Annotated in this window: 24 protein-coding genes and 1 pseudogene; 16 read left to right on the plus strand and 9 right to left on the minus strand. The window is 63.1% G+C overall.

The genetic code is table 11. The features are described from left to right. The first annotated feature begins 33 nt into the window (after window positions 1-33). The 3 genes from ureG (at window position 34) to ACIOJF_RS04410 (ending at window position 2,037) form a co-directional block, all read left to right on the plus strand. A complete protein-coding gene (ureG, locus tag ACIOJF_RS04400; protein WP_105658515.1) occupies window positions 34-645 on the plus strand; it encodes an urease accessory protein UreG in 612 nt (203 codons plus the stop codon). Further along, window positions 606-1,532, plus strand: coding sequence for an urease accessory protein UreD (locus ACIOJF_RS04405; RefSeq protein WP_286134328.1), 927 nt, complete (start codon window positions 606-608; stop codon window positions 1,530-1,532). The genes ureG and ACIOJF_RS04405 overlap by 40 nt, the downstream gene beginning before the upstream one ends. A gap of 316 nt (window positions 1,533-1,848) precedes the next feature. Beyond that, entirely contained in the window at window positions 1,849-2,037 is a 189-nt protein-coding gene (locus tag ACIOJF_RS04410) for a hypothetical protein (RefSeq protein WP_105658516.1), read from the plus strand. On the opposite strand, the gene ACIOJF_RS04415 is transcribed toward ACIOJF_RS04410, so the two are convergent. From ACIOJF_RS04415 to ACIOJF_RS04430, 4 genes are read right to left on the minus strand one after another with little or no spacing between them, the layout of a single operon-like run. Next, entirely contained in the window at window positions 1,987-2,721 is a 735-nt protein-coding gene (locus tag ACIOJF_RS04415) for an ATP-binding cassette domain-containing protein (protein ID WP_332488776.1), read from the minus strand. The genes ACIOJF_RS04410 and ACIOJF_RS04415 overlap by 51 nt on opposite strands. After that, a complete protein-coding gene (locus ACIOJF_RS04420) occupies window positions 2,718-4,325 on the minus strand; it encodes an ABC transporter permease subunit (protein WP_402741275.1) in 1,608 nt (535 codons plus the stop codon). The genes ACIOJF_RS04415 and ACIOJF_RS04420 overlap by 4 nt, the downstream gene beginning before the upstream one ends. Beyond that, complete coding sequence (locus ACIOJF_RS04425) at window positions 4,318-5,322, minus strand: ABC transporter permease (protein WP_105661406.1); 1,005 nt, start codon at window positions 5,320-5,322, stop codon at window positions 4,318-4,320. Before ACIOJF_RS04425 ends, ACIOJF_RS04420 begins: the two co-directional genes overlap by 8 nt. Continuing rightward, on the minus strand, window positions 5,319-6,908 hold the full coding sequence (locus ACIOJF_RS04430; RefSeq protein ID WP_402741276.1) for an ABC transporter substrate-binding protein: 1,590 nt from the start codon (window positions 6,906-6,908) through the stop codon (window positions 5,319-5,321). The genes ACIOJF_RS04425 and ACIOJF_RS04430 overlap by 4 nt, the downstream gene beginning before the upstream one ends. 115 nt (window positions 6,909-7,023) lie before the next feature. On the opposite strand from ACIOJF_RS04430, the gene ACIOJF_RS04435 reads away from it, so the two are divergent. Continuing rightward, window positions 7,024-7,368 carry a helix-turn-helix transcriptional regulator gene (locus ACIOJF_RS04435; protein WP_105658520.1) on the plus strand — a complete coding sequence of 115 codons (345 nt, stop codon included), beginning with the start codon at window positions 7,024-7,026 and terminating at the stop codon, window positions 7,366-7,368. A 101-nt stretch (window positions 7,369-7,469) separates the two neighbouring features. Here ACIOJF_RS04435 and ACIOJF_RS04440 read toward each other — a convergent pair whose 3' ends face one another. Continuing rightward, complete coding sequence (locus ACIOJF_RS04440) at window positions 7,470-9,152, minus strand: ABC-F family ATP-binding cassette domain-containing protein (protein ID WP_402741277.1); 1,683 nt, start codon at window positions 9,150-9,152, stop codon at window positions 7,470-7,472. Between the two features lie 30 nt (window positions 9,153-9,182). Between ACIOJF_RS04440 and ACIOJF_RS04445 the strand changes: the two genes are divergently transcribed. Next, the gene (locus ACIOJF_RS04445; RefSeq protein WP_402741278.1) at window positions 9,183-9,575 is read left to right on the plus strand and encodes a hypothetical protein; all 393 of its coding nucleotides are present in this window, start codon (window positions 9,183-9,185) and stop codon (window positions 9,573-9,575) included. On the opposite strand, the gene ACIOJF_RS04450 is transcribed toward ACIOJF_RS04445, so the two are convergent. Continuing rightward, the gene (locus ACIOJF_RS04450) at window positions 9,572-10,417 is read right to left on the minus strand and encodes a 3-hydroxyacyl-CoA dehydrogenase (RefSeq protein ID WP_219844345.1); all 846 of its coding nucleotides are present in this window, start codon (window positions 10,415-10,417) and stop codon (window positions 9,572-9,574) included. The genes ACIOJF_RS04445 and ACIOJF_RS04450 overlap by 4 nt on opposite strands. A 178-nt stretch (window positions 10,418-10,595) precedes the next feature. Between ACIOJF_RS04450 and ACIOJF_RS04455 the strand changes: the two genes are divergently transcribed. Further along, window positions 10,596-13,130 carry an esterase-like activity of phytase family protein gene (locus tag ACIOJF_RS04455; RefSeq protein ID WP_402741279.1) on the plus strand — a complete coding sequence of 845 codons (2,535 nt, stop codon included), beginning with the start codon at window positions 10,596-10,598 and terminating at the stop codon, window positions 13,128-13,130. Window positions 13,131-13,203: 73 nt separating this feature from the next. Here the strand turns inward: ACIOJF_RS04455 and ACIOJF_RS04460 are convergent, their stop codons facing one another. Both ACIOJF_RS04460 and ACIOJF_RS04465 read right to left on the minus strand, forming a co-directional pair. After that, on the minus strand, window positions 13,204-13,551 hold the full coding sequence (locus ACIOJF_RS04460) for a hypothetical protein (RefSeq protein WP_105658525.1): 348 nt from the start codon (window positions 13,549-13,551) through the stop codon (window positions 13,204-13,206). Between the two features lie 117 nt (window positions 13,552-13,668). Further along, the gene (locus ACIOJF_RS04465) at window positions 13,669-14,457 is read right to left on the minus strand and encodes a hypothetical protein (protein ID WP_105661401.1); all 789 of its coding nucleotides are present in this window, start codon (window positions 14,455-14,457) and stop codon (window positions 13,669-13,671) included. 60 nt (window positions 14,458-14,517) lie between these two features. Here ACIOJF_RS04465 and ACIOJF_RS04470 point away from each other — a divergent pair, with 60 nt between their 5' ends. After that, window positions 14,518-15,579 (plus strand): PLP-dependent cysteine synthase family protein, encoded by a 1,062-nt coding sequence (locus ACIOJF_RS04470; protein ID WP_388022155.1) that lies wholly within the window; start codon window positions 14,518-14,520, stop codon window positions 15,577-15,579. On the opposite strand, the gene ACIOJF_RS04475 is transcribed toward ACIOJF_RS04470, so the two are convergent. After that, entirely contained in the window at window positions 15,576-15,935 is a 360-nt protein-coding gene (locus tag ACIOJF_RS04475; RefSeq protein ID WP_332488756.1) for a cupin domain-containing protein, read from the minus strand. The genes ACIOJF_RS04470 and ACIOJF_RS04475 overlap by 4 nt on opposite strands. Before the next feature lie 84 nt (window positions 15,936-16,019). Here ACIOJF_RS04475 and ACIOJF_RS04480 point away from each other — a divergent pair. From ACIOJF_RS04480 to ACIOJF_RS04520, 9 genes and pseudogenes are all read left to right on the plus strand, one after another. Next, window positions 16,020-16,403, plus strand: a pseudogene (locus ACIOJF_RS04480) (Cmx/CmrA family chloramphenicol efflux MFS transporter); the annotation flags it as partial. Window positions 16,404-16,724: 321 nt separating this feature from the next. Then, on the plus strand, window positions 16,725-18,449 hold the full coding sequence (poxB, locus tag ACIOJF_RS04485) for a ubiquinone-dependent pyruvate dehydrogenase (RefSeq protein ID WP_402741280.1): 1,725 nt from the start codon (window positions 16,725-16,727) through the stop codon (window positions 18,447-18,449). A gap of 75 nt (window positions 18,450-18,524) precedes the next feature. Continuing rightward, a complete protein-coding gene (locus ACIOJF_RS04490; protein ID WP_402741281.1) occupies window positions 18,525-19,262 on the plus strand; it encodes a YggS family pyridoxal phosphate-dependent enzyme in 738 nt (245 codons plus the stop codon). A gap of 514 nt (window positions 19,263-19,776) precedes the next feature. Continuing rightward, window positions 19,777-20,007: a glutaredoxin-like protein NrdH gene (nrdH, locus tag ACIOJF_RS04495; protein WP_013349130.1), complete on the plus strand. Its 231-nt coding sequence runs from the start codon at window positions 19,777-19,779 to the stop codon at window positions 20,005-20,007. Window positions 20,008-20,049: 42 nt separating this feature from the next. After that, window positions 20,050-20,535, plus strand: coding sequence for a class Ib ribonucleoside-diphosphate reductase assembly flavoprotein NrdI (gene nrdI / locus ACIOJF_RS04500; RefSeq protein ID WP_105661398.1), 486 nt, complete (start codon window positions 20,050-20,052; stop codon window positions 20,533-20,535). After that, window positions 20,532-22,670, plus strand: coding sequence for a class 1b ribonucleoside-diphosphate reductase subunit alpha (nrdE, locus tag ACIOJF_RS04505; protein ID WP_105661397.1), 2,139 nt, complete (start codon window positions 20,532-20,534; stop codon window positions 22,668-22,670). The genes nrdI and nrdE overlap by 4 nt, the downstream gene beginning before the upstream one ends. 214 nt (window positions 22,671-22,884) lie before the next feature. Beyond that, window positions 22,885-23,859 carry a class 1b ribonucleoside-diphosphate reductase subunit beta gene (gene nrdF / locus ACIOJF_RS04510; protein WP_105658533.1) on the plus strand — a complete coding sequence of 325 codons (975 nt, stop codon included), beginning with the start codon at window positions 22,885-22,887 and terminating at the stop codon, window positions 23,857-23,859. Window positions 23,860-24,390: 531 nt separating this feature from the next. Continuing rightward, window positions 24,391-24,750, plus strand: a complete 360-nt coding sequence (locus tag ACIOJF_RS04515; protein WP_388022151.1) for a hypothetical protein — start codon at window positions 24,391-24,393, stop codon at window positions 24,748-24,750. A gap of 450 nt (window positions 24,751-25,200) precedes the next feature. After that, entirely contained in the window at window positions 25,201-26,472 is a 1,272-nt protein-coding gene (locus ACIOJF_RS04520; protein WP_402741282.1) for an MFS transporter, read from the plus strand. The last annotated feature ends 319 nt before the right edge of the window (window positions 26,473-26,791 follow it).

The following is a 26,791-nucleotide window of genomic DNA, read 5'->3' on the forward strand; positions in this document are numbered from 1 at the left end:
CACCTGCGGCCCCAACAGATTCGAGGAAATACCATGGAACCCATCAAGATTGGCATCGGCGGACCAGTCGGTGCCGGCAAGACCCAGCTGATTGAACGCATCACCCGGGCCCTGGAGCACGAGATCTCCATGGCGGCGATCACCAACGACATCTACACCATCGAGGACGCCAAGATCCTGGCCGCCAACGGCGTGCTGCCGCTGGATCGGATCGTCGGCATCGAAACCGGCGGCTGCCCGCATACCGCGATCCGCGAGGACACCTCGATGAACGCCGCGGCCATCGAGGAGCTGAAAGCCAAGCACCCTGACCTGCAGGTGATCTTCGTCGAATCCGGCGGGGACAACCTCTCGGCCACGTTCTCCCCGGAGCTGGTGGACTTCTCCATCTACATCATCGACGTGGCCCAGGGCGAGAAGATCCCGCGCAAGGCCGGGCAGGGCATGATCAAGTCCGACCTGTTCATCATCAACAAGACCGACCTGGCCCCGTACGTGGGCGCGGATTTGTCGGTGATGGAGTCGGATTCCAAGCAGTTCCGCGGGGACAAGCCCTTCTGCTTCACCAACCTGAAGACCGACGAGGGGCTGGAGAAGGTCATCGCGTGGCTGAAGCACGACGTGCTGATGACGGACCTGGCGTAGTGGCCGCTTCGAGCCCGGGCTTGGGCTCCGGGCTGGAGCCCAGTCCGTTCCCGGATGGCCTGGTCGGCGAGCTGCGGCTGCACGTCGGCTCGCGGGCCGGGAAGGACATCGCGCTGCGGCAATACCACCAGGGGGCGCTGCGCGTGCTGCGCCCGCATTACCTCGATGACACCGCCCAGGTCTGCTACACCATCGTGAACCCCGGCGGCGGCTACCTGGGCGCCGACAAGTACGGCATCGAGATCCGTGTTGCCGAGGGCAGCAGCCTGCTGCTGACCACCCAGTCCGCCACCAAGGTCTACCGCACCCCGCAGGGCCCGGCGCAGCAGGACATGCGCATCAGGCTGGAACCCGGCGCGGTGCTCGAATACCTGCCGGACCAGCTGATCGCCTATAAGGACGCCAGCTACTTCCAGCGCACCGAGGTGCACATGGCCGCCGATGCCTCGCTGGTGCTGTGCGAGGTCCTCACCCCGGGCTGGAGCCCGGACGGCAGCCGGTTCAGCTACGAGCAGCTGCGCCTGCGCACCGAGGTCCACCTGGACGGGCGGCTCGGGGCGCTGGATAACCTGTGGGTGAAGCCGGGCAAGGATTCCATCGACTCGCTGCTGTACTTGCAGGAATCCACCCACGTGGGCATGCTGCTGGCCATCGACCCGCGCATCGACGCGGCAATGGTCGCTCGCCTGCGCGAACTGGCCTACGAGATCGCCGGGCAGCAGCGCGACGGAATTTCTGTGGGCATTTCCCAGGCCCCGGTGCCCGGTCTTGCGGTACGCACCTTGGGAGGCTCCACGGAATCGGCGAATGCGGTGCTGCACGCCCTCGTGAACCAGCTGCGCATCGAGCTGCGCGGACAGCAGCCGGTGAACCTGCGCAAGTACTAGCCTGTTCCGGAATTGATCCAACGGCCGCCGACGTTCCTCCCGCAGGGGATCCCGGCGGCCGTTTCGCATCCCGGCGAGGTCACAGGGCGGCGGTGCGCCGGCACAATTCGCCAATAAATGCCGTACCTGTGCCTGTCCGGAGCGCTGAGCGACGCAGGCCAACCGCAGCTTGACGCTATTGCTGATCATTTTGGTGTCCTTGACTAGCCCCGGACCCCACAAGTCAATCCGATAAACTGGCCATGGTGGTGCATCGCAAAATCCCGAGCTGATTCCACTCTTTGGCCGCCAGGTGCGCAGGCTGCATCAGGAACGGATGCTAGGGGACAACAAGCGCTCCGACCGCGTTTTCATTCTGGCTTGGCTGCCAGAGGTGCAGGCTGATCTGCAGGGCCACCACGAATTCTGGCTGGAAATTCCCCAGTTGGTGGAGCCCGACGTGCCGATTACACCGCTACCTGCGCTCGACATCATCGCTTGGCATTTGGGCGGGGAGTCCAAGTAGTGCCCCTTGGTCTGGGCGCCGCAGCGCCGACAGCTGGTGGATCGAATCGCAGTGCTCGGCCAGCGAGGCATTGTCGTGGGAGGCGATGAGCACCGCCGCCCCGGCTCGAGCCCGCTCGCCCAGCACCGTGAAGATCTGCGCAGTGGTGCCGGGATCCAGGGCTGACGTCGGCTCGTCGCACACCAGCAGCGCCGGGTCCAGGGCCAACGCCCTGCCCAGCAGGGCTCGTTGCAGCTGCCCGTCGGAAACCTGCCCGGGCTTCCGCTCCAGCAGCGCCGGTTCAAGGCTCGCCTCCCGGGCCAGTTCCTCCAGCTCGCGGCGATAGCGGCCCGGACGGGGGAACGCCAGCCCGTCGCGCAGGGCTAACGGCTCGGCCATGATCGCGCCCAGGGTGAGCCGGGGGTTCGCGAAGCTGCGCGGGTTTTGCGGCAGGATGCCGATGCGCTGGCGCAGTTCGGCCGGGACGTGCCCTCGGGCAGGTACCGCTTGGCCGTCGATGCGCAGCTTGCCCTCTGTCGGGGCCAGCATCAGCGAGGCGATGGCCAGCAGGGTGGACTTCCCGGCACCCGAGGGCCCGACCAGACCGATCACCGAGCCGGACGTGACCTCCAGGTCCAGTTGATCCAGGATTCTGGGGACGTTCTTGGCATAGCGGTGGCTCACCGCAGACAATTCAAGGCTCATGGGGTGCTATCCTCCAATTCCGGGATGACCTGCCCGTCGCCGGAAGCGGATGCGAGCACTTGCCCATCACTGACCACGGTCAGCGTGTCGGCGAGTTCCGCGGCCAGTTCAGCGTCGTGGGTGACCATAACGATGGTGCACCCGGTGTCCGCCAAGCGGCGCAGGATCCGAGCGATGGCCGCCGCGGTATCCGCATCCAGGGCGCTGGTGGGCTCGTCCAGCACAACGCAACTGGCGCGGGATGCCAAGCCCAGGGCCAGCACTACACGCTGGGCCTGGCCTCCGGACAGCTCGTGCGGGTAGCGATGGAGCAGTTCGGGAACCAGTTCGAAGTCCTTGAACACCGCCGCCAGCGCGGCCGGTGAGCTGTCCAGGCCGTGGCTCCGGCGTACGCGGCGCAAGGCGGTGCCCACGCTGAGCACCGGGTTCAGCGCCGTGGCCGCCGACCCGGGAATGAAAACCAGATCTTCACCCAGCTTGGGGGCATGGCAGCGCCCGCCAGCGGTTCCCGGCACGAGGACGCTGCCGGTGGATTCCAGCGATTGAGGCAGTAGCCCGGCGGCGGCGCGCAGCAGCATGGTCTTTCCTGCGCCCGAGGCACCCATGACCACGTTGACCGCTCCGGCGGCGGCAGTGAAGCTGACGTTATCCAGCAGCACGGAGCGTTCTGGGGAATCATCCTTGCTCCATACCGACAATCCCCGCAAGACCAAGCCTGCGCCCCGTGGAAGCGGATGCCCAGCGGCTTTTTCTGCGGCACCGCCCTTTCGTCGCGGAGCGAGAGAATCGAGGCGCCGCGCGGAGCGGCGGCGTTGCGGCTGTGGGTGCGCCAGGGCGGCAAAGGACCAGCTGAGCAGCACCAGCAGCGCGGCCGGGAACACCAGCATCCACCAAGCGCCGACCAGGATGCCTGTGCGGGCGTCCTCCAGCAGCAAACCCAGCGACGCGGATTGTGGCGGCAGCCCCACGCCTAGGAAGGACAGCGCGGATTCGTGCCAGATGGCATGGGGCAGCTGCAGGACCACGGCGATGCCCGCCTGCGGGAGCACCGCGGGAATCAGGTGCGTGCACCACAGCGCCAGCGGCCGGGCGCCGGAGGCCCGGCTGAGCTTGACGTATCCGGCCTCCCGTTCGGCCAACAGCCTGGCCCTAACGATACGCGCCACCTGGGTCCAGTGGGTCAGCGCGATGGACAGGATGATCGCCCACCCCTGCCCGGGCCACAGCGCCAGGATCACCACACCCAGCAGCAGGTGCGGGATCGCGCTGACGCTGTCTACCAGCCGGGTGATGATCCGGTCCACCAGCCCGCCGGCGGTGGCGGACAGGGTTCCGGCCAGCACCCCCAGCAGCGTGGAGGACAGCGCCGATGCGACGGCGAGCAGCATCGACAGCCGCAGCGCGGCCGCGGCCCGCACCCACACGTCGCGCCCGAGCTGATCGGTGCCGAAGAAATGCTCGGCCCCCGGCGGCAGGTACACCGCGGCCAGGTCGATGTTCTCCACCGCCTCGGGGGAGAAGAACGGAACGAGCACCGCATAAACCACGGCCAGCAGGATGATGCCCAGCGGCAGCAAGCGGGAATCACGGATGATGCTAGACATCGCCCACCCGCGGATCAAGCAGCAGGTAGCCGGCGTCGGCCAGGGCATTGCCCAGGAACACGGCCAGCGCCGAGCAGGCGGTCACCGCGGCCAGCAGCGCGAAGTCCGCGGACACCGCGGAATCGATCACCGCCGAGGCAATCCCGGGCCAGCCGAACACCGTTTCAACCAGCAGCGCTCCGGTGATCAGTTCGCCCAGGCGGGAGCCGATCACCGTGATGAAGGGCAGCAGGGCGCCGGGCAGCACCTCGAGCACCAAGATCCGTCCGGCTCCCTCGCCGCGTCCCCGAGCCGCGAGAACCGCATCCGAGTCCAGCAGATCGAACATGGAGGCCCGCAGGTTCAGCACCAGCCAGGGCAGCAGGCTGATGGCCATCACCGTGGCCGGCAGCAGCAGATGCACGGCCAGCGACCCGGCGGTCGGCTCCTGCCCTGGAGGCGCCACGCCGCCGGTGGGAAGCCCGAGCCGCAGCGAGAACACAGCGATGAACACCAGCGCCAGCACGAAGGGCGGGATGGCCTGGGCCAGCTGGGCGATCCAGGTGGTGGCGCGGTCGGCCAACCCGCCGCGGCACAGACCAGCGGCACAGGCCAGCAGTACCGCGAGCACCACGGCAAGCAGCAGCCCGGCAAGCATCAGCAGCAGGGTATAGGGCACGCGCTCGGCGAGCACCTCGGTGACCGGCCGGGCCAGCATGCGCGAGGTGCCCAGCTCGCCGTGCACCGCCGAGCCCAGCCAGCCGAGCCAGGCACCGAACCAGGAGTCGTCCAGGCCCAGCTCGGCGCGCAGGGCCGCGCGTTCGGCGGCGCCGGTGTGCTCGTAGCGGCTGCCCAGATAGGCAGCCAGCGGATTGAACGGGGCGACGGAAGCCAAGAAGAACACCACTGCGGTCAGCCCCGCGGTCAGCGGGATGGCCAGCAGCATCCGGCGGAGCACCAGCAGCCCGGCTCTTGGCAGCCGCGGCACGCCTCGCGGGCGCAGGACGGTCAGGCTCATTTGCCGGTCCACTGGCCGATTTTCACCCACGGGCCCCATGCGGTGCCGTGGTCATGGGGTTCGAGCAGGGTGCCGGCGGTGTTCCACGTCTCATGGACGTCGCTGCGCTGCACGTAGTTGTGGTCGGTGAAGGCCAGCAGCAGCATCGATGGCTGCTTGACGTAAAGTTCCTGGACCTTGCGGTAGGCCTGGTCGCGGGCCGTTGGGTCGGTGCTGGTCCGGCCGATGTGCAGCAGCCGGTCCATCGCCGCGTCCGCGTAGCGGCTGGGGTTGTCGTAGTAGGCGCCGTCCTCCGGGTAGCTTGAATGCAGCATCTTGTAGAGCTGGGTGTCCACATCGTAAGGGGTGTCGCCGCCGCCCAGCATCAGCGCGTCCGTGCCGATGCGCGGCTCGGCTTCGTCGAAGGTGGCGGGCACGACCTCGGCGGTGATGCCGTGCTCCTTGAGCTGGGCGGCCAAGGCCAGGGACAGGTCCCGTCGCAGCGTGTCGCCCGGGTTGTACATGATCGTGAATGCGGCGTCCTGGCCGTCCTTGGAGCGCATCGAGCCGTCCAGCGTCCACCCCGACTGCTCCAGCAGCTGCTCGGCCCGCTGGGGGTCGTGGGCGAACACGGCGTCAGAGTTGTAGGCCTTGCCGTACTGGGCCGGGACGAAGGTGTAGGCAGGGCGCCCGGAGCCCGCCAGCACCCCGTCGATCAGCGCTTGGCGGTCCACCAGCAGGTTCAGCGCCAGGCGCACGGAAGGATCGGCGGTGAACGGGTGGTCGGCGGGCAGCGAGATGCCGCGCCAGTCCGCGCTGGTTGCGGTGACCACCTCGAACCCGTCGCGATCCGCGAAGCTGGCCGCTAGCCGCGGAGGCAGCACGGTGCCGGTGTAGCCGCCGCCTGCCAGTGCCTGCGAGCGGGCGTTGTCGTCGGCTGACTGCTCGTAGACCACCCGGGCCACGTCGGGGGCGCCGGAACGGTAGTCGGGATTGGCACCCAGCACCAGCTGGGCGGAATCGATTTTCTGCACCGTGTAGGGGCCGGTACCCACCGGGGTGCGGTTCAGGCTGGAATTGCTCACCGGCCCGTCGGCGATCAGTTCTTCGGGGGCGATGCCGATCAGCAGTGCGGTCTTGAAGGAGACCTGGGGCTCCTTGAGCGTGAATTCGACGGTGTGCTCGTCCACGGCACGCACCGTATCGAGGTTTTCCAGCACGCCGGCGATGGGCGAGGCACTGGCGGGGTCCAGGATGGCCCGGTAGCTGGCGGCCACATCCCCGGCGTCGAAGCCGCTGCCGTCGCTGAAGCTGATGCCGGGCTGCAGCGCAATGCTCCAGCGCAGCCCGTCGGCGCTGATCTGCGGTTCGCCCTCGGCCAGCAGCGGCACCAAATTCGGCAGGCTGCCAGTTTCCCCGTCCAGGGTATACAGCGATTCGTTGATCTTGCCCGTACCGTTGTTGTCGAAACCTGCCAGCGGATTCAGGGTTTCGGGCAGCGCAGGGGTCAGCAGCAGCACGTCGTCGCTGGGGACGGCGGCCTGGCAGCCTGCGGTGGCCAGTAGGATGGGGAGCATCAGTGCGGCGCGCCGGACGTAGCTGTGCACGAACGAGGTCCTTCCGAGCGGTGCGTGGGGTAGATGTTCACAGACTACAGGTGTTTGATCACACAGATGAGGGGTTGCGTGGTGATTTTGCCAACCACTATTTCGCGGGGGCGGCATGCCTGAGTCCGAGCGCGGCCAGGTGGGCGCCAACGCCCTGGAGGAAGTGCAGGAATCGCTGCAGGACTGGATCGACGTGTTCGCCCTGTGCGCGGATGCCACCCGCATGAAAATACTGATTGCCATGCACGCCGCGCCGCTGTCCTCGGTCACCCAGCTGGCCGATGCCGCGCAGCTGGGCGCAAACACCGTGACCCAGTCGTTGGCCACGTTGCGCAAGGCCGGGGTAGTTCAGGTGCAGCGGGATGGAAAGTACCGCCGCTGGGAGCTGGTGCACCCCGGCGTGCATCAGCTGCTGCACCAGATGGACGCCCCGCATTCTCACCTGCACCCCGAGCATTAGTCCCGCGTGCAAACGCGCCGCAGAACGCAGAAGGCGCAACTGAAGGCACGGGCTTGGCATCATATTGTGCCGGACCCATACCCGCGGGCAGTTCCCTGGGATTAGCGCTTGCGCTGCACCCGGGCCTCGTCCCAGACCGGCTCGTCGGACTCGTAGACGGTGCCGTCGGAGCCGAAGACCAGGAAGCGGTCGAAGCCGCGGGCGAACCAGCGGTCGTGGGTCACCGCCAGCACCGTGCCCTCGAACGCGTCGATGGCACGCTCCAGGGCTTCGCCCGAGTGCAGGTCCAGGTTGTCGGTCGGCTCATCGAGCAGCAGCAGGGTTGCCCCCGAGAGCTGCAGCAGCAGGATCTGGAAGCGCGCCTGCTGGCCTCCGGAGAGCGATTCGAACTTCTGCTCGGACTGCGCTGCCAGCCCGTAGCCATCCAGCGCTCCGGCCGCCGCCTCGCGCGGCATTCCGGAGCGGTGCTCGTCGCCGCGGTGCAGGATTTCGAGCAGGGTGCGGCCAAACAGGTCCGGGCGGCTGTGGGTCTGGGCGAAGTAGCCCGGGCGGATGCGCGCTCCCAGCTTCACCGTGCCGGCATGCGCCACCGGGGCGATCACCACATCGGAGACCGGCAGGTGCTCGCGCTCCGGGTCGGATCCGCCGGAGGCCAGCAGGCGCAGGAAGTGCGACTTGCCCGAGCCGTTCGAACCCAGCACGCCCACCCGGTCGCCGAACCAGATTTCGATATTGAAGGGCTTCATCAGCCCGGTCAGCTCGAGCTTTTCGGCCACGACCGCGCGCTTGGCGGTGCGCCCGCCCTTCAGCCGCATCTGCACGTTCTGCTCCAGCGGGATCGCCTGCGGCGGGCCGGCCTCCAGGAACTTCTCCAGCCGGGTGGTGGCCGCCTGGTAGCGGTTGGCCATGTCGGAACGGAACGCGGCCTTGGTCTTGTACATGTTGACCAGTTCCTTGAGCTTGGCGTGCTCCTCGTCCCAGCGCTTGCGCAGCTCCTCGAAGCGCTCGTTGCGCTCCTTGCGGGCTTCCACATAGGAGCCGAACGCGCCGCCGTGCACCCAGGCGGTGGCCCCGCCGTGGCCCGGTTCCAGGGTCACGATGCGGGTGGCGGCGTTGTCCAGCAGCTCGCGGTCGTGGCTGATGAACAGCACGGTCTTGTTGGAGCGCGACATGATCTCTTCCAGCCAGCGCTTGCCGGGCACGTCAAGGTAGTTATCCGGCTCGTCGAGCAGCAGCAGTTCGTCGTTGCCTTCGAAGAGCGCTTCGAGGACCAGGCGCTTCTGCTCGCCGCCGGACAGGGTGCGCGCCAGCCGGTCCCCGGCCTTGTCGAACCCGATGCCCAAGGCGGCCATGCAGACCTTGTCCCAGGTGGTTTCCAGCTCGTAACCGCCGGCGTCGCCCCACTCGATGATCGCCTCGGCGTAGCGCATGTGGACTTTCTCGTCCTCGCTGGTGAGCATTTTGGCCTCGTACTCGGCGACCTTGGCGGCGGCCTGGGCCAAAGCCGGTGCGGCGGTGGACAGCAGCAGGTCCTTTACCGTGGAGTCGTCGCGCACCTGCCCGACGAACTGGCGCATGATGCCCAGGGTGCCGGTGCGGTTGATGGAGCCTTCGTCGGCCTTCAGGTCTCCTGCGATGATCTTGAACAGGGTTGTCTTGCCGGTGCCGTTGGGTCCGATCAGCGCGGTCTTGGAGCCGGCGGTGACCTTGAAGGCCGCGCCGCCCAGAAGCTGGGTGCCGTCGGAAAGGAAATACTGGATGTCTGTCACGTCTATATGGGCCACCCGGCAATCCTATCGGGTAGATTGCCGAACATGCAGATCACAGTAGAAATTTACGGAGCGCTCCATGCCTGCTGCCATTCAGCGTTTTCGGTAGGAGATCATGTGCGCTGGCAGCTGGCCCAGGTGCGCAATGGGCGCGGGGAAATTTCCTTCGAGCTCGATGACCACGGCACCTTCGATGGCACGGGGGTGCCCGTGGCAGCAGTCGCCGCCCGGGTGGTGCGCATCCAGTACCGGGATCATGAACGTGCGGCGAAGGCCGGGGGACTGGCAGGTGGCCCTGTCCCGGTGGTCGATACCCTGCATGTTCCCGAAGGCACGGATTTCGACCACAACTGGATCGTGGTGGGACTGGAAGTAGCGGATCCGAAGAGCCTTCCGCCGCTGGCCGACTGGGATGAGGGCGCGCCCCGCGGCGGCTAGTTGTACTTGTAGAACCCTTCGCCGGCCGCTGCGCCGAGCTTGCCCTGATCGATGTACTGGGTCTTGAGCAGCTCGGCGAACTTCTGGCTGGTTGCATCGCCTGCACGGGAAATGTTGTAGGCGGTGTTCAGCCCCACGATGTCGTAGATCTCGAACGGACCATGCGGCGCTCCGGTGCCCAGCTTCCAGGTCTTGTCGATGGTCTGCGCATCGGCGACCCCGTTGACCAGCAGGTGGCTGGCGGACTGCAGGAAGGGGACCAGCAGCGAGTTCAGCACGTAGCCCGGCTGCTCCTTGAGCACCCGGATCGCGACCAGCCCGGTACGCTCGGCGAAATCGACCACTGCTTCGTAGGCTTCGGGGGTGGTTGCTGGTGTGCCCATGACTTCGCCGGTGTTGTTGGACCAGATGCGGTTGGCATAGTGCAGGGCGAGGAATTGTCCGGGGCGGCCAGTGAACTCGGCGATATCCGAGGGCAGCAGGGTCGATGAATTGGTGGCGAATATGGCCTGTTCGGGGGCCAGCACGGCCAGCTTCCGGTAGGTCTGCGCCTTGATCTCCAGATTCTCGGGCACCGCCTCGATGACTAGGTCGGCCTCCCGCACCGCGTCGGCCAGATCGCTGGTCAGTTCGATGGACTCGCGGGCGGATTGGGCCTTCTGCGGGTTCCCGAAGTACTGGGCGTACTGCGCAACCAGGGCATCCAGCCGCTGGTTTGCGGCGGCCAGCGCTTGCTCGCTGATGTCGTAGCCGATGACGGGCAAGCCGTGGTAGGCGGTTTGGAAGATGATTTGTGCGCCGAGCACGCCAGTGCCCAGAACGGTGATGCGTTGCAGTTCCATGATTCTCCTTGGGGTACAGCTTCACTCTCCGCTTTTAGTTGCGCCATTTCGACTAAATGTGAGCGGGAGAACGCCCGACACCTGCTGGTTGGCTGCCAGTTGCCGAACATTCACTTTCTGGCTAGGTGGTGCTGGAACTCTTGGGGAGTCATCCGCAACCAGCAGGGGGGAGAACTACGTGCACCGCATATCCAAGAAGGCCCCGGGAATCCTGGCCGCCGCCGTCATCGCCGCGAGCCTGTCGCCGCTAGCCGCCGCCGCGGACCCGGGGGAGTACTTCGAACGCGAGGCCACCTACCCGGTCTACCAGAACCATCCCGAGGGCGCCGCGGCCCAGACCGCCGCAGAAATCTCCACCGTATCGGCGGACGGCAACACGCTGATCTACTCCGATGCGCTCTCGCGCAGCGTCGGCTTTCTGGACATTTCCAACCCTGCCGCGCCGAAGGGCCTGGGCCTGCTGGGCCTGCACCAGCTGGGCAGCGCCGAGGACGAGCCCACCAGCGTGGCCGCCTACGGCGACTACGTGTTCGTGGTGGTGAACACCTCGGCCAGCTACAGCGACCCCTCGGGGCGGGTGGATGTGGTGCGGATTGCCGACCGCACGCTGGTGCACAGTTTTGCGCTGCCAGGCCAGCCCGATTCCATCGCGCTGTCTGCCGACGGTGCCTACGCGGGCATCGCCATCGAGAATGAACGCGACGAGGACGCTGGCGAAGGCGCGCTGCCGCAAGCCCCGGCCGGACCGATCGCCATCATGGACCTGCAAGGCGCGGACCCGGCCGGCTGGAAGCTGCGCGAAGTCCCGCTCACCTCCGGTTCCCGCACCGAACCGATTGCGCTGCCGCTGCTGGCCGCGGCCGGTCTCGACACCCCGCAAGACCCCGAGCCCGAGTACGTCACGATCAACGAGAAGAACCAGCTGGCGGCAACCCTCCAGGAAAACAACGGCGTGGTGCTGGTGGACCTGGCCTCGGGCGGGATTACCGGCGCCTTCAGCACCGGGACCGTGGATCTGGCGGGGATCGACACCGAAAAGGACGGCGTGCTCGATCCCAGCGGGGAGCTGAAGGGCGTGCCGCGCGAGCCCGATGCCATCGGCTGGATCCAGGACCGCTATCTGGCCACGGCCAATGAGGGCGACTGGAAGGGCGGCAGCCGCGGATTCACGATCTTCGATTCCGCCACCGGCGACGTGGTGTGGGATGCCGGCAATAGCTTCGAGCACCTCGCGCTATCCCAGGGCTTGTTCCCGGAGCAGCGCGCAGGGAAGAAGGGCGTTGAGCCCGAAGGGCTGGCCATCGCCGAATTCGGCGGCGTGGACTACGGATTCATCGCGGCCGAACGCGGGAACTTCGTGGCCGTGTACGACCTGTCCGAGCCATCCAGCCCGCGCTATCTGCAAAGCTTGCCGACTACCAACGGCCCGGAAGGGATCTTGCCGATCCCCGGGCGCAACCTGCTGGCCATCGCCTCGGAAACCGATGAGGGCCAGGTGCGCTCGGCGGTGTCCCTGTACTCCTTCGGTGCCGCCGCGCCGCAGTTCCCGCAGCTGTCCTCGGATGCCGCCGATCCGGTGCCTTTCGGTGCGCTCAGCGGCCTGTCGGCCAACCCGGCCGATGCTTCGCAGCTCTTCGCGGTCAGCGACAACGCGTACCAGCCGCGCATCTACACCCTGGGCGCCGGCACCCCGGCCACCGTGGAATCGTCGATGGCGGTGACCTCGGCCAGTACCGAACTGGACCTGGAAGGCATTGCCGCCCGCGCGGAGGGCGGTTTCTGGGCCGCCCATGAAGGGGCCACCGGGGCGGAAAACCTGCTGGTGCGCATCGACGCGGCCGGTGCGGTGCAAGAAGAAGTCGCGCTGCCTGCACTGGCGGGGCTGGGCAAGCACGGGCTGGAAGGCATTGCCGCGACCGGCTCCGGGAAACAGGAAGAAGTAGTGTTCGCCGTGCAGCGCGAACTGCCCGGCGAGGACTTCGTCCGCCTGGGCAAGTACCTGCCATCCACCGGGGAATTCAGCTGGTACGGCTACCGGCTGGACGCGGCTGCCGAAGGTGCATGGAATGGCCTGTCGGAAATCACCGCCCTGCCCGATGGCTCCTATGCGGTGATCGAACGCGATAACCAGGTAGGTCCGAACGCCAAGCACAAGGCGATCTACCAGTTCCGGCTTCCGCAAGCCGTAGCCGGAGAGGTGCCGCTGGTCGAGAAGAAGCTGGCGGCCGATGCGTTGCCTGCCCTGCAGGAAACCAACGGATGGACCCAGGAAAAGCTGGAGGGGCTGGCCGTAGCCGATGGCCACCTCTACATGGTGACCGATAACGATGCGGTGGATGAGGCCACCGGCGAGACCGTCTTCGCGAACCTCGGTGCGGTGGAAGAGGTCTTCGAGCTGGCCGGCCAGGCACCAAGCGACGCGCCAGGCGAAGAACAGGGTGAAGACCAGGGCGAAGAGCTAGCCGCGGAACCAACCCGGAACCCCTCGCCGCAGCCGAGCGGGGAATCGCACGATCCTTCGCAGGTCCCGGATCCGACCCGGGAAGCTGGCCAGTCCCAGGCGCCGCAGGCCGCGGATCCAGCCCAGCCGGAAGCCAGCGAACACCTCGCCGATACTGGTGCGAACAGCTTCTGGCTGATTCCGGTGGGTGCAGTGATCGCGCTGCTCGGCGCCGCGGCGGCCCTCAAGACCGCACGGGCCCGGGCGAAGTAGGCCGAGCGGAAGGAACCGGGAAAACAGCGAAGGCGTGGCACCTATGCAGGTGCCACGCCTTCGGTATTGACAGCTAGTTCTTCTTCTGCGAAATCACGACCGCGGCCACGACGGCGATGATCAGCGAGATGACCAGGAACTTGCCGCCATTGCCGGACTTCTTGTCCTGGGCGGCGAGGTTCTTCTGCGCGGCCTGCACAGCGCTCTCCACCGAGGCGCGGGCACGCTTGGCGGCCTTGGAATTCCCGCCGACATTCTCGATCAGGTTGGCGCCGGCCTTGCTGATGGCTTCGGTGTTGACACCGGAGACGGCCTCGTTCCAGCCGCCACGGATTTCCTTCGGCAGCTCTTCCTTGGCAGCCTTGGCGAGTTTCGCCAGCGACTTTTCAACTTGCTTCAAGCTCTTGGCAGTCTTCGACATGTTGTTCCTCTCTGATGGACCTTGAGTCTGGTGGACCTTGAGGTCTCAGCTCCCAGCCTAGCCAGCCGGGGGTGGGCACTCAAGGCCGCGCCGTTGCGCTGACTGCGAACTGGGAATTTACTGGGAGGCTGCGGGCGGGCGCAGCTTGCGAATGCGGGTCCGCAGCGCGCTGAGCAGGCACAGCAGCATCAGTATCGCCGCGATCGAAAGCACCGTGGCAAACCCGGGAGAGGTGGCGTGGCCGGTGTAGCGGTCCACGATGATCCAGCCGATCACCCATAGCGCGCCGGCGTTCAGGTAGATCCCCATGGGATTCTTGAAGCTCACCGCGCTGAGGAACAGCGCCAGGAGCAGCACCGACAGGGCGCAGGCGCCCTTGAACATCAGGGAGCTGGCGTCGGCCCCGGACAGGGCGGCGAAGGCGACAGTTTCGGCCAGCACGATCACCGAAAGCCACCCGGTGAACAGCCCGAAACTGGCGCGGGTAATCCACCGGTCCACTTGCTGCAGGGCAGGGGTCTTGCCGATCATCACCACGATGCGGATCAGCAATGCCAGCAGGAGCAGGCCGAACACCAGCGAAGTGCCGATGCGGTCGCGCTCCAAGAACGCCACCCACAGCGCATTGCACAGCACCGCGCCGAGCACCCAGGGGCGCAGCCGCCGATGGAACCCGGTGCGTTCTTGCGGCAGGCATTGCCAGATCGCGTAGAACGCCACTGCGGCCATCAGCCCGAACCAGGGCAGCTGCCCGATGCGCGGCACCGAGGTGACGGTGGCGTCCTGCCCCATCCACCCGCCGGCGAGTGTTTCCAGCCCGGCGGCGGAAAGCACCGCCCACGCCGCCCAGCCCAAGCCGAGCAGGATGATGGCGGCATAACCGCCGGTAACCAGCCTTCTTTTCACGATTCCGAAGGTACCACGCCGCCAAGGGTTAAAACCGTTCGCCACGGTTAGAGTGGAGCCATGACAGATCTTTGGGTACGCCGTGCCATTTCCCTGCTCGACGCGGACGCGAACCGCAGCGCCGACACCCACCTGCATCGCTTCGAACTTCCCGCCCACTGGGGGATCGAGCTCTATTTGAAGGACGAGTCGGTGCACCCCACCGGTTCGCTCAAGCACCGGCTGGCACGCTCGCTGATCCTCTACGGGCTGGTCAACGGGAAGATCGGCGAAGGCACCACGCTGGTGGAGGCCTCCAGCGGATCCACGGCCGTTTCCGAAGCCTACTTCGCGCGGATGCTGGGGCTGGACTTCATCGCGGTGGTGCCCAAATCCACCAGCGGCGAGAAGATCGAGCTGATCGAGTTCTACGGCGGGCGCTGCCACCTGGTGGACGCGGCCGGCCAGGTCGATGAGGCGGCCCGCGCGCTGGCGGCCGAAACCGGCGGCTACTACCTGGACCAGTTCACCTATGCCGAGCGGGCGACGGATTGGCGCGGGAACAATAACATTGCCGAGTCGGTGTACGCGCAGATGGCCGCCGAAACCCACCCGATCCCCAGCTGGATCGTGGTCGGTGCCGGGACCGGCGGCACCAGCGCCACCTTCGGGCGCTATGCGCGCTACAAGCGGCACGAAACCAGGATCTGCGTGGGCGATCCGGAAGGCTCCTCCTTCTACGGGGGATGGCGCACCGGGGACATGGGCTACGCGACGGGGCAGGGATCGCGCATCGAGGGGATCGGCCGGCCCAGCGTGGAACCGAGCTTCGTGCCCGGGGTAATCGACCAGATGGTGCAGGTGCCCGACGCCGCCTCGCTGGCAGCCATGCATTTCCTGCGCGCCAAGACCCGCTACTTTGCCGGCGGCTCCACCGGGACCAACCTCTACGCGGCGTTCGGGATCATCGCCCAGATGCTCGAACGCGGCGAGCAGGGCTCGGTGGTGACGCTGATCTGCGACTCCGGCGAGCGCTACGCGAACACCTACTACAACGAGCAGTGGGTGGCCGAGCAGGGCCTGGACCTGGAGCCCTACGCCGCGCAGCTGGAGCGCTTCATCCAGACCGGGGCCTGGAGCTAGCTGCCACGCAGGGCGGGCATGAGCCCGGCCCGCTTCTTGCGCTGGTGCACCGAGAAGTAGCCCAGGCCCGCTTCGCCGGCCACGAAGCGCCGTTGGGAGCGGGCGGGCAGATAGATGATGTCGCCGATGGCCAGCTCGATGGATCCGCTGGCGGTATGCAGCACCCCGGAGCCGGCGAAGACGTGCAGCACCACGTCCAGCTCCGGGCCCTGGTGCTCCCCGATCTCTCCGGACGGGGCCAGCGAGATCACGTTGGCGTCGAGGTCGCGCTGCCCGGGTTCCAGCTTCCAGATCGCTCCGTTGGTTTCTCCGGCGGCCAGCTCGGTGGTATTGGCCATGCGGCGCGGTTCGGGCATCGTCTCTCCTTGAAGTTCTCTGCTGCAGCTTCCAGCCTATCCAATGGCGGGCAACGCCCCGGTCCACCGGGCGGTGACGCGGTGCGTGCCGAACTGAGCCAGTTGGCCACGCGGCCGCTCATCCTGGCCATGGCACTGGGAGCGCTGGTCAACGGGGGCACCTTCGCGGCGTTCACCTTCATCGCGCCGGTTGCGGCTATCACCGCCGGCGTGGCCGAGGGATGGGTTTGGGCCGCGCTGGTCCTGTTCGGGCTCGGATCCTTCCTCGGCGTAACCAGCGCAGGGCGGCTATCGGATCGGCGACCGGGCCTGGTGCTCTTCTCCGGAGGACCGCTGCTGCTGGCCGGTTGGGTCGTGTTGGCTTGGACCGCGTCGCATCCCATGGCGCTGCTCTGCCTTGTCTTCATCCAGGGTTTCCTGATTTTCGGCGTCGGCAGCACCGTGATTGCGCGGGTGCTCTACGCGGCCTGGGCATTGGCGGCGGCCGCTCCCTTGGCCATGCTGCTGAGCCGGCGCATGCTGTTGGATACCACGGCTGGCTCCCATCGATGATCCGCCGCGGCGCGCTTCGCCCACAGGCCCCGGGATGCCGGGAAAGAAGGCGCGGTGGACCTGGGTGGACCGGTGCGGGGTAGCCGGCGTTGCCCGGTAGGCAGCGCTCGTTGCGTGCGCCACCTGCCGGTGTGTTGGGAGGAACCTGCGGTAGCGTCAAAAACCCATGACACAAGGTGGCTGGCGCAGTAGGGTGAAGAATAGACCCACTGGAAAATTGTGTGCAGGAGGAATGTTTTGCCTACCGTAGCCGACCACCTGATTGAACAGCTCGATACCCAGGGAGTGCGCCGGATTTACGGCCTTCCGGGGGATTCCCTGAACGGCTTGACCGATTCATTGCGGGAGAACGGGCGGATCGAATGGGTCCACCACCGCCATGAGGAAGCCGCTGCCTTTGCCGCGGCGGCCGAAGCCGGAATCACCGGAGAGCTGACGGTATGCGTCGGCTCTTGCGGACCGGGGAACCTGCACCTGATCAACGGGCTGTACGACGCGAACCGCTCGCGCGTGCCGGTGCTGGCGATTGCAGCGCACATCCCTACCGAGGAGATCGGTTCCAACTACTTCCAGGAGACCCACCCGGTGGAAGTCTTCCGTGGCTGCTCGGTCTATGCCGAACAGGTTTCCGATCCCAAGCAGATGCCGCGCATGCTGCGCATTGCGATGCGCGAGGCCATCGAGAAGCGCGGCGTGGCAGTACTGGTGATTTCCGGCGATGTCGCGTTGGCGGAGATGGAACGCACGCCCACCCAGGAAATCACCAAGACCAACCCGCGGGTGCTGCCCAATGAAGACGAGCTCGAGCGCACCGCGGAGATCCTCGAAGGCTCGCGCAAGGTCACCATTCTGGCTGGTGCGGGCGTGGCAGGAGCCCATGACGAGGTGATCGCGCTGGCTGGCAAGCTCGGGGCGCCGATCGTGCATGCGATGCGAGGCAAGGAGCATATCGAGTACGACAATCCCTTCGATGTGGGCATGACGGGCCTGCTGGGTTTCGCTTCGGGCGCCAAGGCGATTGCCGAATGCGATGTGCTCCTGATGCTGGGCACCGACTTCCCCTACCAGCAGTTCTACCCGCAGGACGCGACCATCATCCAGGTGGATATCCGCGGCGAGCAGATCGGCAAGCGCACCCGGGTGGACATCCCGCTGGTGGGCACCGTGAAGGACACCGCGGCGGCTCTGGATGCGCTGCTGCCGGTGCAGACCCACCGCAAGCACCTGGAGACAGCGGTGGAGCATTACCGCAAGACCCGTACGAAGCTCGACGAGCTCGCCACGCCCTCCAAGCCGGGTGCTGCAATCCATCCGCAGTATCTGGCCCGGCTGATCGACCAGCACGCAGATGAGGATGCGATTTTCACCGCCGATGTGGGATCTCCGGTGATTTGGGCAGCCCGCTACCTGACCATGACCGGCAAGCGACGGGTGCTCGGCTCCTTCAACCACGGTTCCATGGCCAACGCACTGTGCCATGCCCTGGGCGCCCAGGCAATTGACCGGCAGCGCCAGGTTATCGCCTTCGCCGGGGACGGCGGATTGGCCATGATGCTCGGTGAGCTGCTGACCGCCACGCAGAACAAGCTGCCGATCAAGATCGTGGTGTTCAACAACTCCTCGCTGAATTTCGTGGAACTGGAAATGAAGGCCGCCGGGTTCGTCACCTACGCCACCGATCTGCACAACCCCGACTTCGGGGCCGTGGCTACCGCCTCGGGGCTCAAGGGCTACCGGGTAGATGATTCGGCGCAGCTTGAAGCCACGGTGCAAGAATTCCTGGCCCATGACGGTCCTGCGCTGCTGGATGTGGTGACCGACCGCCAGGAGATGTCGATGCCACCGGAAATCAAGTTGGAACAAGCCAAGGGATTTGCCTTGTATGCCATACGCACCGTGCTCTCCGGGCGTGGCGACGAGCTGCTGAATCTGGCTAAAACCAATTGGCGGCAATTGTTCTAGTCCTTTTATGCCTATGCTTGTTGCTGGTGCCCTTGGCACCAGCAACACGTTTGTGACATCAAGAAAGTTGGCGCTTTGGCTTCGCAACCTGCCGCTACCCACGCGGCCACCATCGAGGATTTCACCCGCAACCTGGCTGCTGTCAACCAGAAGATCGCCGCGGCGGAGCTGGCTGCCGGCCGCGACGCTGGCTCGGTTCGGCTGCTGCCGGTCACCAAAACCATCGATTTCGAGCGCTTGGCATTGGCCATTGCTGCCGGTGTGGACACGCTGGGGGAAAATAAGGTCCAAGAGGCCCAAGGCAAGTACGAGCACTTCTGCGAGGATTTCCCGCACCTGCGTTATGCGATTATCGGTCCCTTGCAGACCAACAAGGCGAAGTTCGTGGCGAAGTTCGCTGATGAGTTCCATGCCTTGGACTCGCTGAAACTGGCACAGACCCTGCAACGCCGTTTGGAGGCAGAGGATCGGACGCTTGAGGTCTTCATCCAGGTCAATACCTCCGGCGAGGAAAGCAAATCAGGCATCGAAGCTGCTGGGGCAGCGGACTTGCTTGGCGGGTTGGCGCCGCTGGATCGGTTGACGCCAGTGGGCTTGATGACCATGGCCGCAAATACCAAGGACGAAGCATCTATCCGTGGCAGCTTTGCGTTGCTGCGCGAAACCCGTGACCAATTGCAGCAGGATGCTCCTGAAAGCTTCCAGCACCTGTCCATGGGCATGAGCGGAGACTACGAGCTGGCCATCGCCGAGGGGGCCACCGTCGTGCGTGTAGGCCAGGGAATCTTCGGTGCCCGCACCTACCCGGCCTAAGACGCTTCTGCGTCGCCACTGAGCTTCGTTGCAAGGGCAGCTGGCAAATCGCCAGCTGCCCTTGCTGCGCGTTCTCCACAGCCGGTCGTGCGTCGGCCAAACTGTGGGTGCCAGGGGCGACACTACATGTAGTGGTGCACACCGTGTACCCCGAACTACATGGAGGGTGCAGAACACGCCGACGAACATCTCACAAGAAGAATTTTTAACCCACAGCGGACTTCTGCCAACCTGTGGACAAAGGTCTCGAGTCCGCGAGAAATCGCGGTTTAAACGGGGGTTAATATCCACAGTTCCTGTGGACGTTGCCGTGGATGAATGACATACTTGTAATACATCATGTTGTGGCCGCTTGACCCGCCAAACACAAGATGTAGTATTGAACCCGTCGGTGCGGCTCGCACCAGAAGCACCTCGAAACAGTGGTTTTGAGGCATCCGAGAGGATGGCTAGGACTTTTCCGAAAATCCGGGATCTTAGCCGAAACAAAGACTTTTTAAAGGGGATCAGGGACATGGCCATCACGGTTTACACGAAGCCTTCCTGCGTTCAGTGCAACGCTACGTACCGCGCGCTGGATAAGAAGGGTGTCGAGTACAACAAGGTAGACATCTCTCAGGATGCGGCAGCCTTGGAGCACGTTCGTGGCTTGGGCTACATGCAGGCACCTGTCGTAATCACCGATGACGATCACTGGTCGGGCTTCCGCCCAGACAAGATCGAGCTGCTGGCTCCAGCCAACTAATCAAGAATTCCATCCGCTAGCTTGTAGTGGAGGCGAAAAGCAATGTCACCTGCAGCGCTTGCCGATAGGCAACATGCTGAGGCCCAGGAACCGCTGGAACTCACCGATTCGAAACTGATCTATTTTTCATCTGTTTCGGAGAACACCAAGCGTTTCGTGGACAAACTTGAGATGGATGCCGCACGGATTCCGGTCTATGCGACCGAACCGCAGCTGATCTCAACTGCACCATACGTGCTGCTCATACCCACTTATGGCGGAGAGCGTGGCAAGCGCTCGATCATGCCGCAGATCATGAAGTTCCTGCGGCATGAAGCGAACCGCGTGAATCTTCGCGGCGTGATCGGTGCAGGGAATACAAACTTTGGCGAGTACTACTGCATTGCGGCAAAACGCATTGCCGAGAAATGCAACGTACCCGTGCTTTACACATTCGAAATTATGGGAACCTCAGAAGACGTTCTCAACGTCAAAGAAGGGCTTGAAACCTTTTGGACACCAGCGTCGCAGAACCGGCAGCAACGATGAATAGCTCAAAGGAGCTCCCAGCCCAGTTCCAGGGCTTGAGCTACAACGACCTCAACGCCATGCTGAACCTTTACGGACCAGATGGAAAGATCCAGTTTGAGGTGGACCGCTACGCGGCTCGCCAGTACTTCTTGGACCACGTGAACAACAACACCGTGTTCTTCCATGACCTCGATGAGAAGCTTGAATATCTGGTCAAGCACGAGTACTACGAGCGTGAAACCCTCGATCAGTACTCGATGAACTTCATCCGGGATTTGTTCAAGCACGCCTTCGGCAAGAAGTTCCGTTTCGAAACCTTCTTGGGCGCCTTCAAGTTCTACACCTCGTACACGCTGAAGACCTTCGATGGCAAGCGCTACCTGGAACGCTACGAAGACCGCGTATGCATGGTTGCCCTGCACCTGGCACGTGGCGATGAAAAGCTGGCCATGCACCTGGTCGATGAAATCATTGAAGGCCGCTTCCAGCCTGCCACCCCAACTTTCCTGAACGCCGGCAAAGCACAGCGTGGCGAACTCGTCTCCTGCTTCCTGCTGCGCATCGAAGACAACATGGAATCGATTGCCCGCGCAGTCAACTCGTCGCTTCAGCTGTCCAAGCGCGGAGGTGGCGTTGCCCTGTCGCTGACCAACCTGCGTGAGCACGGTGCGCCGATCAAGCAGATCGAGAACCAGTCTTCCGGCGTCATCCCGGTGATGAAGCTTCTTGAAGATTCCTTCTCCTATGCAAACCAGCTCGGTGCACGCCAGGGTGCAGGTGCCGTTTACCTGAACGCACACCACCCGGACATCTACCGCTTCTTGGACACCAAGCGCGAAAACGCTGATGAGAAGATCCGCATCAAGACCCTGTCCTTGGGTGTTGTTATTCCGGATGTCACCTTCGAGCTGGCTCGCAAGAACGAAGATATGTACCTGTTCAGCCCGTACGACGTCGAGCGCGTCTATGGCGTACCGTTCAGCGAAATCTCCGTCACCGAGAAGTACTACGAGATGGTAGACGACGCTCGGATCAAGAAGACGAAGATCAGCGCCCGCGAGTTCTTCCAGACCCTGGCCGAGATCCAGTTCGAGTCCGGTTACCCGTACATCATGTTCGAAGACACCGTGAACAAGGCCAACCCGATTGCCGGCCGCATCACCATGTCGAACCTGTGCTCGGAAATCCTCCAGGTTTCCTCCGCTTCGGAGTTCTCTGACGACCTGAGCTACAAGACCGTCGGCAAGGACATCTCCTGCAACCTCGGTTCGATGAACATCGCCAAGGCCATGGACGGCAAGGATCTGGCTACCTCGGTAGACATCGCCATCCGTGCCCTGAGCGCAGTCTCGGACATGTCCTACATCGCCTCGGTTCCTTCGATTGCTGACGGCAACAGCAAGTCGCACGCCATCGGCCTGGGCCAGATGAACCTGCACGGCTTCCTGGCCCGCGAGCACATCTACTACGGCTCCGAAGAAGGCATCGACTTCACGAATATCTACTTCTACACGATCCTGTTCCATGCACTGACTGCATCGAACAAGATCGCCATGGAGCGCGGCGAGACCTTCGATAACTTCGAGAACTCGAAGTACGCCTCGGGTGAATTCTTCGACAAGTACACCGAGCAGGAATGGGTTCCAGCTACCGAGCGCGTGCGCGAACTGTTCGACGGCATGCAGATTCCTACCCAGGAAGACTGGAAGGCGCTGAAGGCTTCTGTCATGGAGCACGGCATCTACAACCAGAACTTGCAGGCAGTTCCTCCCACCGGTTCGATCTCGTACATCAACAACTCGACTTCCTCGATCCACCCGGTCGCAGCGAAGATCGAGATCCGCAAGGAAGGTAAGATCGGCCGCGTTTACTACCCGGCTCCTTACATGAACAACGAGAACATCGACTTCTACGAAGACGCTTACGAAATCGGCTACGAGAAGATCATTGACACCTACGCTGCCGCAACCCAGCACGTAGACCAGGGCCTGTCGCTGACCTTGTTCTTCAAGGACACTGTCACCACCCGTGACATCAACAAGGCCCAGATCTACGCATGGCGCAAGGGCATCAAGAGCCTGTACTACATCCGCCTTCGCCAGCTTGCGCTGGAAGGCACCGAGGTTGAAGGCTGCGTTTCCTGCGCACTGTAAGACCTTGATCCATTGACCGGTTAGCCGGGCAATGGCATCACGCAACAGCTGCCGCATGGTTTCGTCCAACGGCAGCTGTTGCATATCAAAACGACCTCAGATCGTGTCAGCGATCTGACAATAACTTGGGGCCTTGCTGTACAGGCGGCGTTCGAAAGAACGGTAGAGTTGTAAGCAAAGTTCTTAATACGATTTAGCTTTTCGATGAGGGGCAATGACCGAGAAGATTCAGCTCACCAACAAGGTTGAGGCAATCAACTGGAACCGTATCCAGGACGACAAGGACGTAGAGGTCTGGAACCGCCTCGTCAATAACTTCTGGCTGCCGGAGAAGGTGCCGCTGTCCAACGACATCCAGTCGTGGGGAACCCTGACCGAAGACGAGAAGCTGCTGACCATGCGCGTCTTCACCGGTCTGACCCTGCTTGATACCTTGCAGGGCACCGTTGGCGCTGTTTCGCTGATTCCAGATGCGATCACCCCACACGAAGAAGCCGTGTACACCAACATTGCCTTCATGGAATCGGTACACGCAAAGAGCTACTCCTCGATCTTCTCGACCTTGGCATCGACCAAGGAAATCGACGAAGCCTTCCGCTGGTCCACTGAAAATGTGAACCTGCAGAAGAAGGCTCAGATCATTGAGAGCTACTACCACGGCGAAGATCCACTGAAGCGCAAGATTGCTTCGACCCTGCTCGAATCGTTCTTGTTCTACTCGGGCTTCTACCTGCCAATGCACTGGTCCTCGCATGCGAAGCTGACCAACACTGCAGACCTGATCCGCCTGATCATCCGCGACGAAGCTGTTCACGGTTACTACATCGGATACAAGTTCCAGAAGGGTCTAGAAAACGAGACCGAGGAGCGCAAGCAGGAGCTGAAGGACTACACCTTCGAGCTGATGTATGAACTGTACGAAAATGAAGTCCAGTACACCCACGATCTCTATGATCCGGTAGGCCTGTCCGAGGACGTCAAGAAGTTCTTGCACTACAACGCCAACAAGGCGCTGATGAACCTGGGCTATGAGGCGATGTTCCCATCGACCGTGACCGACGTGTCGCCAGCGATTTTGGCTGCGTTGAGCCCGAACGCTGATGAGAACCACGACTTCTTCTCCGGCTCCGGTTCGTCGTACGTGATCGGCAAGGCAGTGAACACCGAAGACGAAGACTGGGATTTCTAATCTAGAAAATCTTCAGCCTAATTGGTGATGGCCAGCAGGACCGGACTCATGCAGAGTCCGGGCCTGCTGGCATTTAAGCTGTTCCGAAGTTGACGAATCCGGCTGGGCTAACGGTACGTCAGCGGTGGACCGAGCAAGATCTTGGGGAGCCTGTGGTGTTGGAAACGCCAATGGTTATCACGTGCGAACCCGGTGCGTGGACAAATGTCCCGTTTGCGCGGTGAGCAGCGGTTATGAAATCTGGAGTTCGTTCTCGCAGTATCCCCATCGAGACAAGGACAACCGCCAGATCGCGGGGAATTATGGCTTGGGCGGAAGCAACCTGGCCCGCAACCGCAGATGAACGCGAAATGGCGAGATTTCGCAGGTATCGTGAGCAACGGGGTTTGACTAGCATCCACGCGAGTCCAGCCTCTTAAGGCAAAAACTCCTTCGGCCACAAAAGCAGAAGAGAGAGACCTCAGCACGGCGGTCGAATAATCAGATCGCTGCATCATTATGGTTCTCTGCCAAAGCAAAATGGGGGTCCAAATGCCTAGCTTGCCAGGCAAACTGGAGCGATTGAAACACCAATTATCGGGGCTTGGCGAGGTCTTTATTGTGCCTCCTGCTGAAGATGGATACGTATTCTTGCGGTATGCCGACTCCCAAGAGCTATACGCATTCGACTGCACTTTCGAAGAAGTGCTCAATCACGCGGCTCAACCTGGTGGCGAAGAGTTCTGGCCTCAAATGGAACCATTTGAAGCTCAAGTGGCGCTCTTCGCGGTGCACGTCATGGAAACGATCGAGACTGCGCCGGACAAGGCACGTATTTTGAGCTTTGGAGGCAGTGGTCTTGAGGCAGCGAAAGGTAAGCTGCCTACGGCAGCGATTCGTGAAAACGAGTAACTTGAGTAGGCGTAATAGCAATCTCGGTATGCTTCCACAGAAGCATGCGCCGCCGTTGCCCTATTCGAAAGGACCGATCTCACATACGGGTCCGAAATTTTGCGCCTTCGCCGACGGCTCAGCCAAACTGGGGTCTGAAGACCGCGAGATGGACTCCAATCCGGAGCCGCAGAGGTGTTCGCTGTTGATGTGAACCGTGAACTTAAAGTGGGACTGCCTGCTGACCCGGCAGAGCGATACGCCAGTATTATTCGAGCGTCGAAAGATGCGGATCCGCAATCAAGGTGAGTTACCTAGCCCATTGAATTGGAAATTCATGGGGATGCGACCACTCCGGCTATAGCCCAGCTTCGGTGGGTCCATAGTCATGCACAGCGGCGCACTCAACGCTCGGAGATAAATAGTAGATACTTAGACAGTACAGGTAGCTATAAATGCGGGGGAGTCAATGTGCAGATCGAATCCACTTCGGATGAACAGCGTTCATTGGATGACCAGCAGATTCAGCGGATTCGACGCAAGTCGATTTCCGTCCTCGCTGCGGGACAAATTCTTGGAGGTCTAGGCGGTGGCGCAACCCTGACTTTGGGGTCGCTGCTGATCGTAAGCATTTCCGGACTCGATGCATTGGCTGGCATGGCCGCGACCATGAATACTTTAGGTGCTGCCATCATGGCGTTGCCTTTGGCATTGCTTGCCCAGAAGTTCGGCCGGCGTATTTCGCTGTCGACCGGCGCATTGCTGGCAGCCAGCGGTGTTGTCGTCATCATTGCCGCAGCTTTTCTGAGATACTGGCCGTTGCTGCTGCTTGGAATGCTGGTTCTGGGAACAGGTTCGGCAATGAACCTCCAATCTCGATTCGCCGCCACCGACTTGTCCACCACGGCTACACGAGGCCGTGACCTTTCCCTGGTTGTGTGGTCAACAACTGCGGGTGCAGTCATCGGCCCGAATTTATTTGAACCTGGAGAAGAGCTAGCGCAGTTCATTAGCCTTCCACCGTTTACCGGTGGCTTTCTTATTGCGATGTGCGCCCAGCTGGTAGGGGTTCTTGTTTATTGGCTGGGCTTGCGTCCCGATCCGTTGCAGATCGCACAGCGTCAGGCGGCTGCCCAAGCGAGCGAGGTTCAGCTTCGCCGCCGCGGCTGGAGCATCCTAAGAAACACTTCTGCTGCCAGGTATGCCGTGCTTACCGTCGCCTTGACTCATCTTTATATGGTGTCCATGATGTCGATGACTCCAATTCACATGCAGCATCAAGGGGCAAGCCTCACGCTCATCGGGATCACCATTTCGGTCCATGTTGCGGGGATGTATGCGCTCTCACCAGTCTTTGGCTGGCTCACAGATATGCTAGGTCCACGAACGGTCATCTTTACCGGGCAGGCGTTGCTAGTTACCGCAAGCATCTTGGTATGGAGCAATGCAGAGAACCATACCGTGACAACTTTGGCGTTGCTTAGTCTAGGCCTCGGTTGGTCGGCGTCGACGGTTGCAGGCGCAACGATGATTACTGGATCAGTTGGCCTTGCCGAACGTCCGAAGTTGCAGGGCACGTCGGACCTCTGCATGAATCTGGCTGGTGTGCTTGGCGGTCTCACCGCTGGCCCAATTTTGGCAGCTGTAGGGTTCCGCGGACTGGCCGTGGTGCTGTTGATTTTCGCGATGTTCATGATCGCTGTGAATATGAAGTCTAATAGCGCTGGAACTGTTCACGAGTAGGGTGCAAATCCAATTCGGTAATAGGCACTTCAAATGAAGGAGAGCATATTCATGGCAGGCAGAAGGCAGTGAATCAAAGTTGGGGGAGGGCCGGCTGGAATGGCCGCCGGTTTAATGCTGCTCGCAGCGGTGTGCCAGTAGCGGTTCATGAAAAGCACCGTGAGTTCCTCAGGGACTTTCGCGGTGGCACCATCTGTCCGTCAACTTTGCACGTGCTCGATGAACTGGGACTGGTGGGCGAATTCTTAGAATCGGGTTCAGCAAAGTTACCCAGGCAAGTAGTCCGGTCTCCAACGGATCGCCGGCAACCGTTCCTAAC

This window comes from Glutamicibacter sp. NPDC087831 (assembly GCF_044742845.1).
In the GTDB taxonomy this organism is placed as follows: domain Bacteria; phylum Actinomycetota; class Actinomycetes; order Actinomycetales; family Micrococcaceae; genus Glutamicibacter.

Coding starts and splice junctions, on each gene's coding strand:
- ureG (WP_105658515.1), top strand. CDS start 34: ATGGAACCCATCAAGATTGGCATCGGCGGACCAGTCGGTGCCGGCAAG.
- ACIOJF_RS04410 (WP_105658516.1), top strand. CDS start 1,849: ATGCTAGGGGACAACAAGCGCTCCGACCGCGTTTTCATTCTGGCTTGG.
- ACIOJF_RS04415 (WP_332488776.1), bottom strand. CDS start 2,721: ATGAGCCTTGAATTGTCTGCGGTGAGCCACCGCTATGCCAAGAACGTC.
- ACIOJF_RS04420 (WP_402741275.1), bottom strand. CDS start 4,325: ATGTCTAGCATCATCCGTGATTCCCGCTTGCTGCCGCTGGGCATCATC.
- ACIOJF_RS04425 (WP_105661406.1), bottom strand. CDS start 5,322: ATGAGCCTGACCGTCCTGCGCCCGCGAGGCGTGCCGCGGCTGCCAAGA.
- ACIOJF_RS04435 (WP_105658520.1), top strand. CDS start 7,024: ATGCCTGAGTCCGAGCGCGGCCAGGTGGGCGCCAACGCCCTGGAGGAA.
- ACIOJF_RS04445 (WP_402741278.1), top strand. CDS start 9,183: ATGCAGATCACAGTAGAAATTTACGGAGCGCTCCATGCCTGCTGCCAT.
- ACIOJF_RS04450 (WP_219844345.1), bottom strand. CDS start 10,417: ATGGAACTGCAACGCATCACCGTTCTGGGCACTGGCGTGCTCGGCGCA.
- ACIOJF_RS04460 (WP_105658525.1), bottom strand. CDS start 13,551: ATGTCGAAGACTGCCAAGAGCTTGAAGCAAGTTGAAAAGTCGCTGGCG.
- ACIOJF_RS04470 (WP_388022155.1), top strand. CDS start 14,518: ATGACAGATCTTTGGGTACGCCGTGCCATTTCCCTGCTCGACGCGGAC.
- ACIOJF_RS04475 (WP_332488756.1), bottom strand. CDS start 15,935: ATGCCCGAACCGCGCCGCATGGCCAATACCACCGAGCTGGCCGCCGGA.
- nrdH (WP_013349130.1), top strand. CDS start 19,777: ATGGCCATCACGGTTTACACGAAGCCTTCCTGCGTTCAGTGCAACGCT.
- nrdI (WP_105661398.1), top strand. CDS start 20,050: ATGTCACCTGCAGCGCTTGCCGATAGGCAACATGCTGAGGCCCAGGAA.
- nrdE (WP_105661397.1), top strand. CDS start 20,532: ATGAATAGCTCAAAGGAGCTCCCAGCCCAGTTCCAGGGCTTGAGCTAC.
- nrdF (WP_105658533.1), top strand. CDS start 22,885: ATGACCGAGAAGATTCAGCTCACCAACAAGGTTGAGGCAATCAACTGG.
- ACIOJF_RS04515 (WP_388022151.1), top strand. CDS start 24,391: ATGCCTAGCTTGCCAGGCAAACTGGAGCGATTGAAACACCAATTATCG.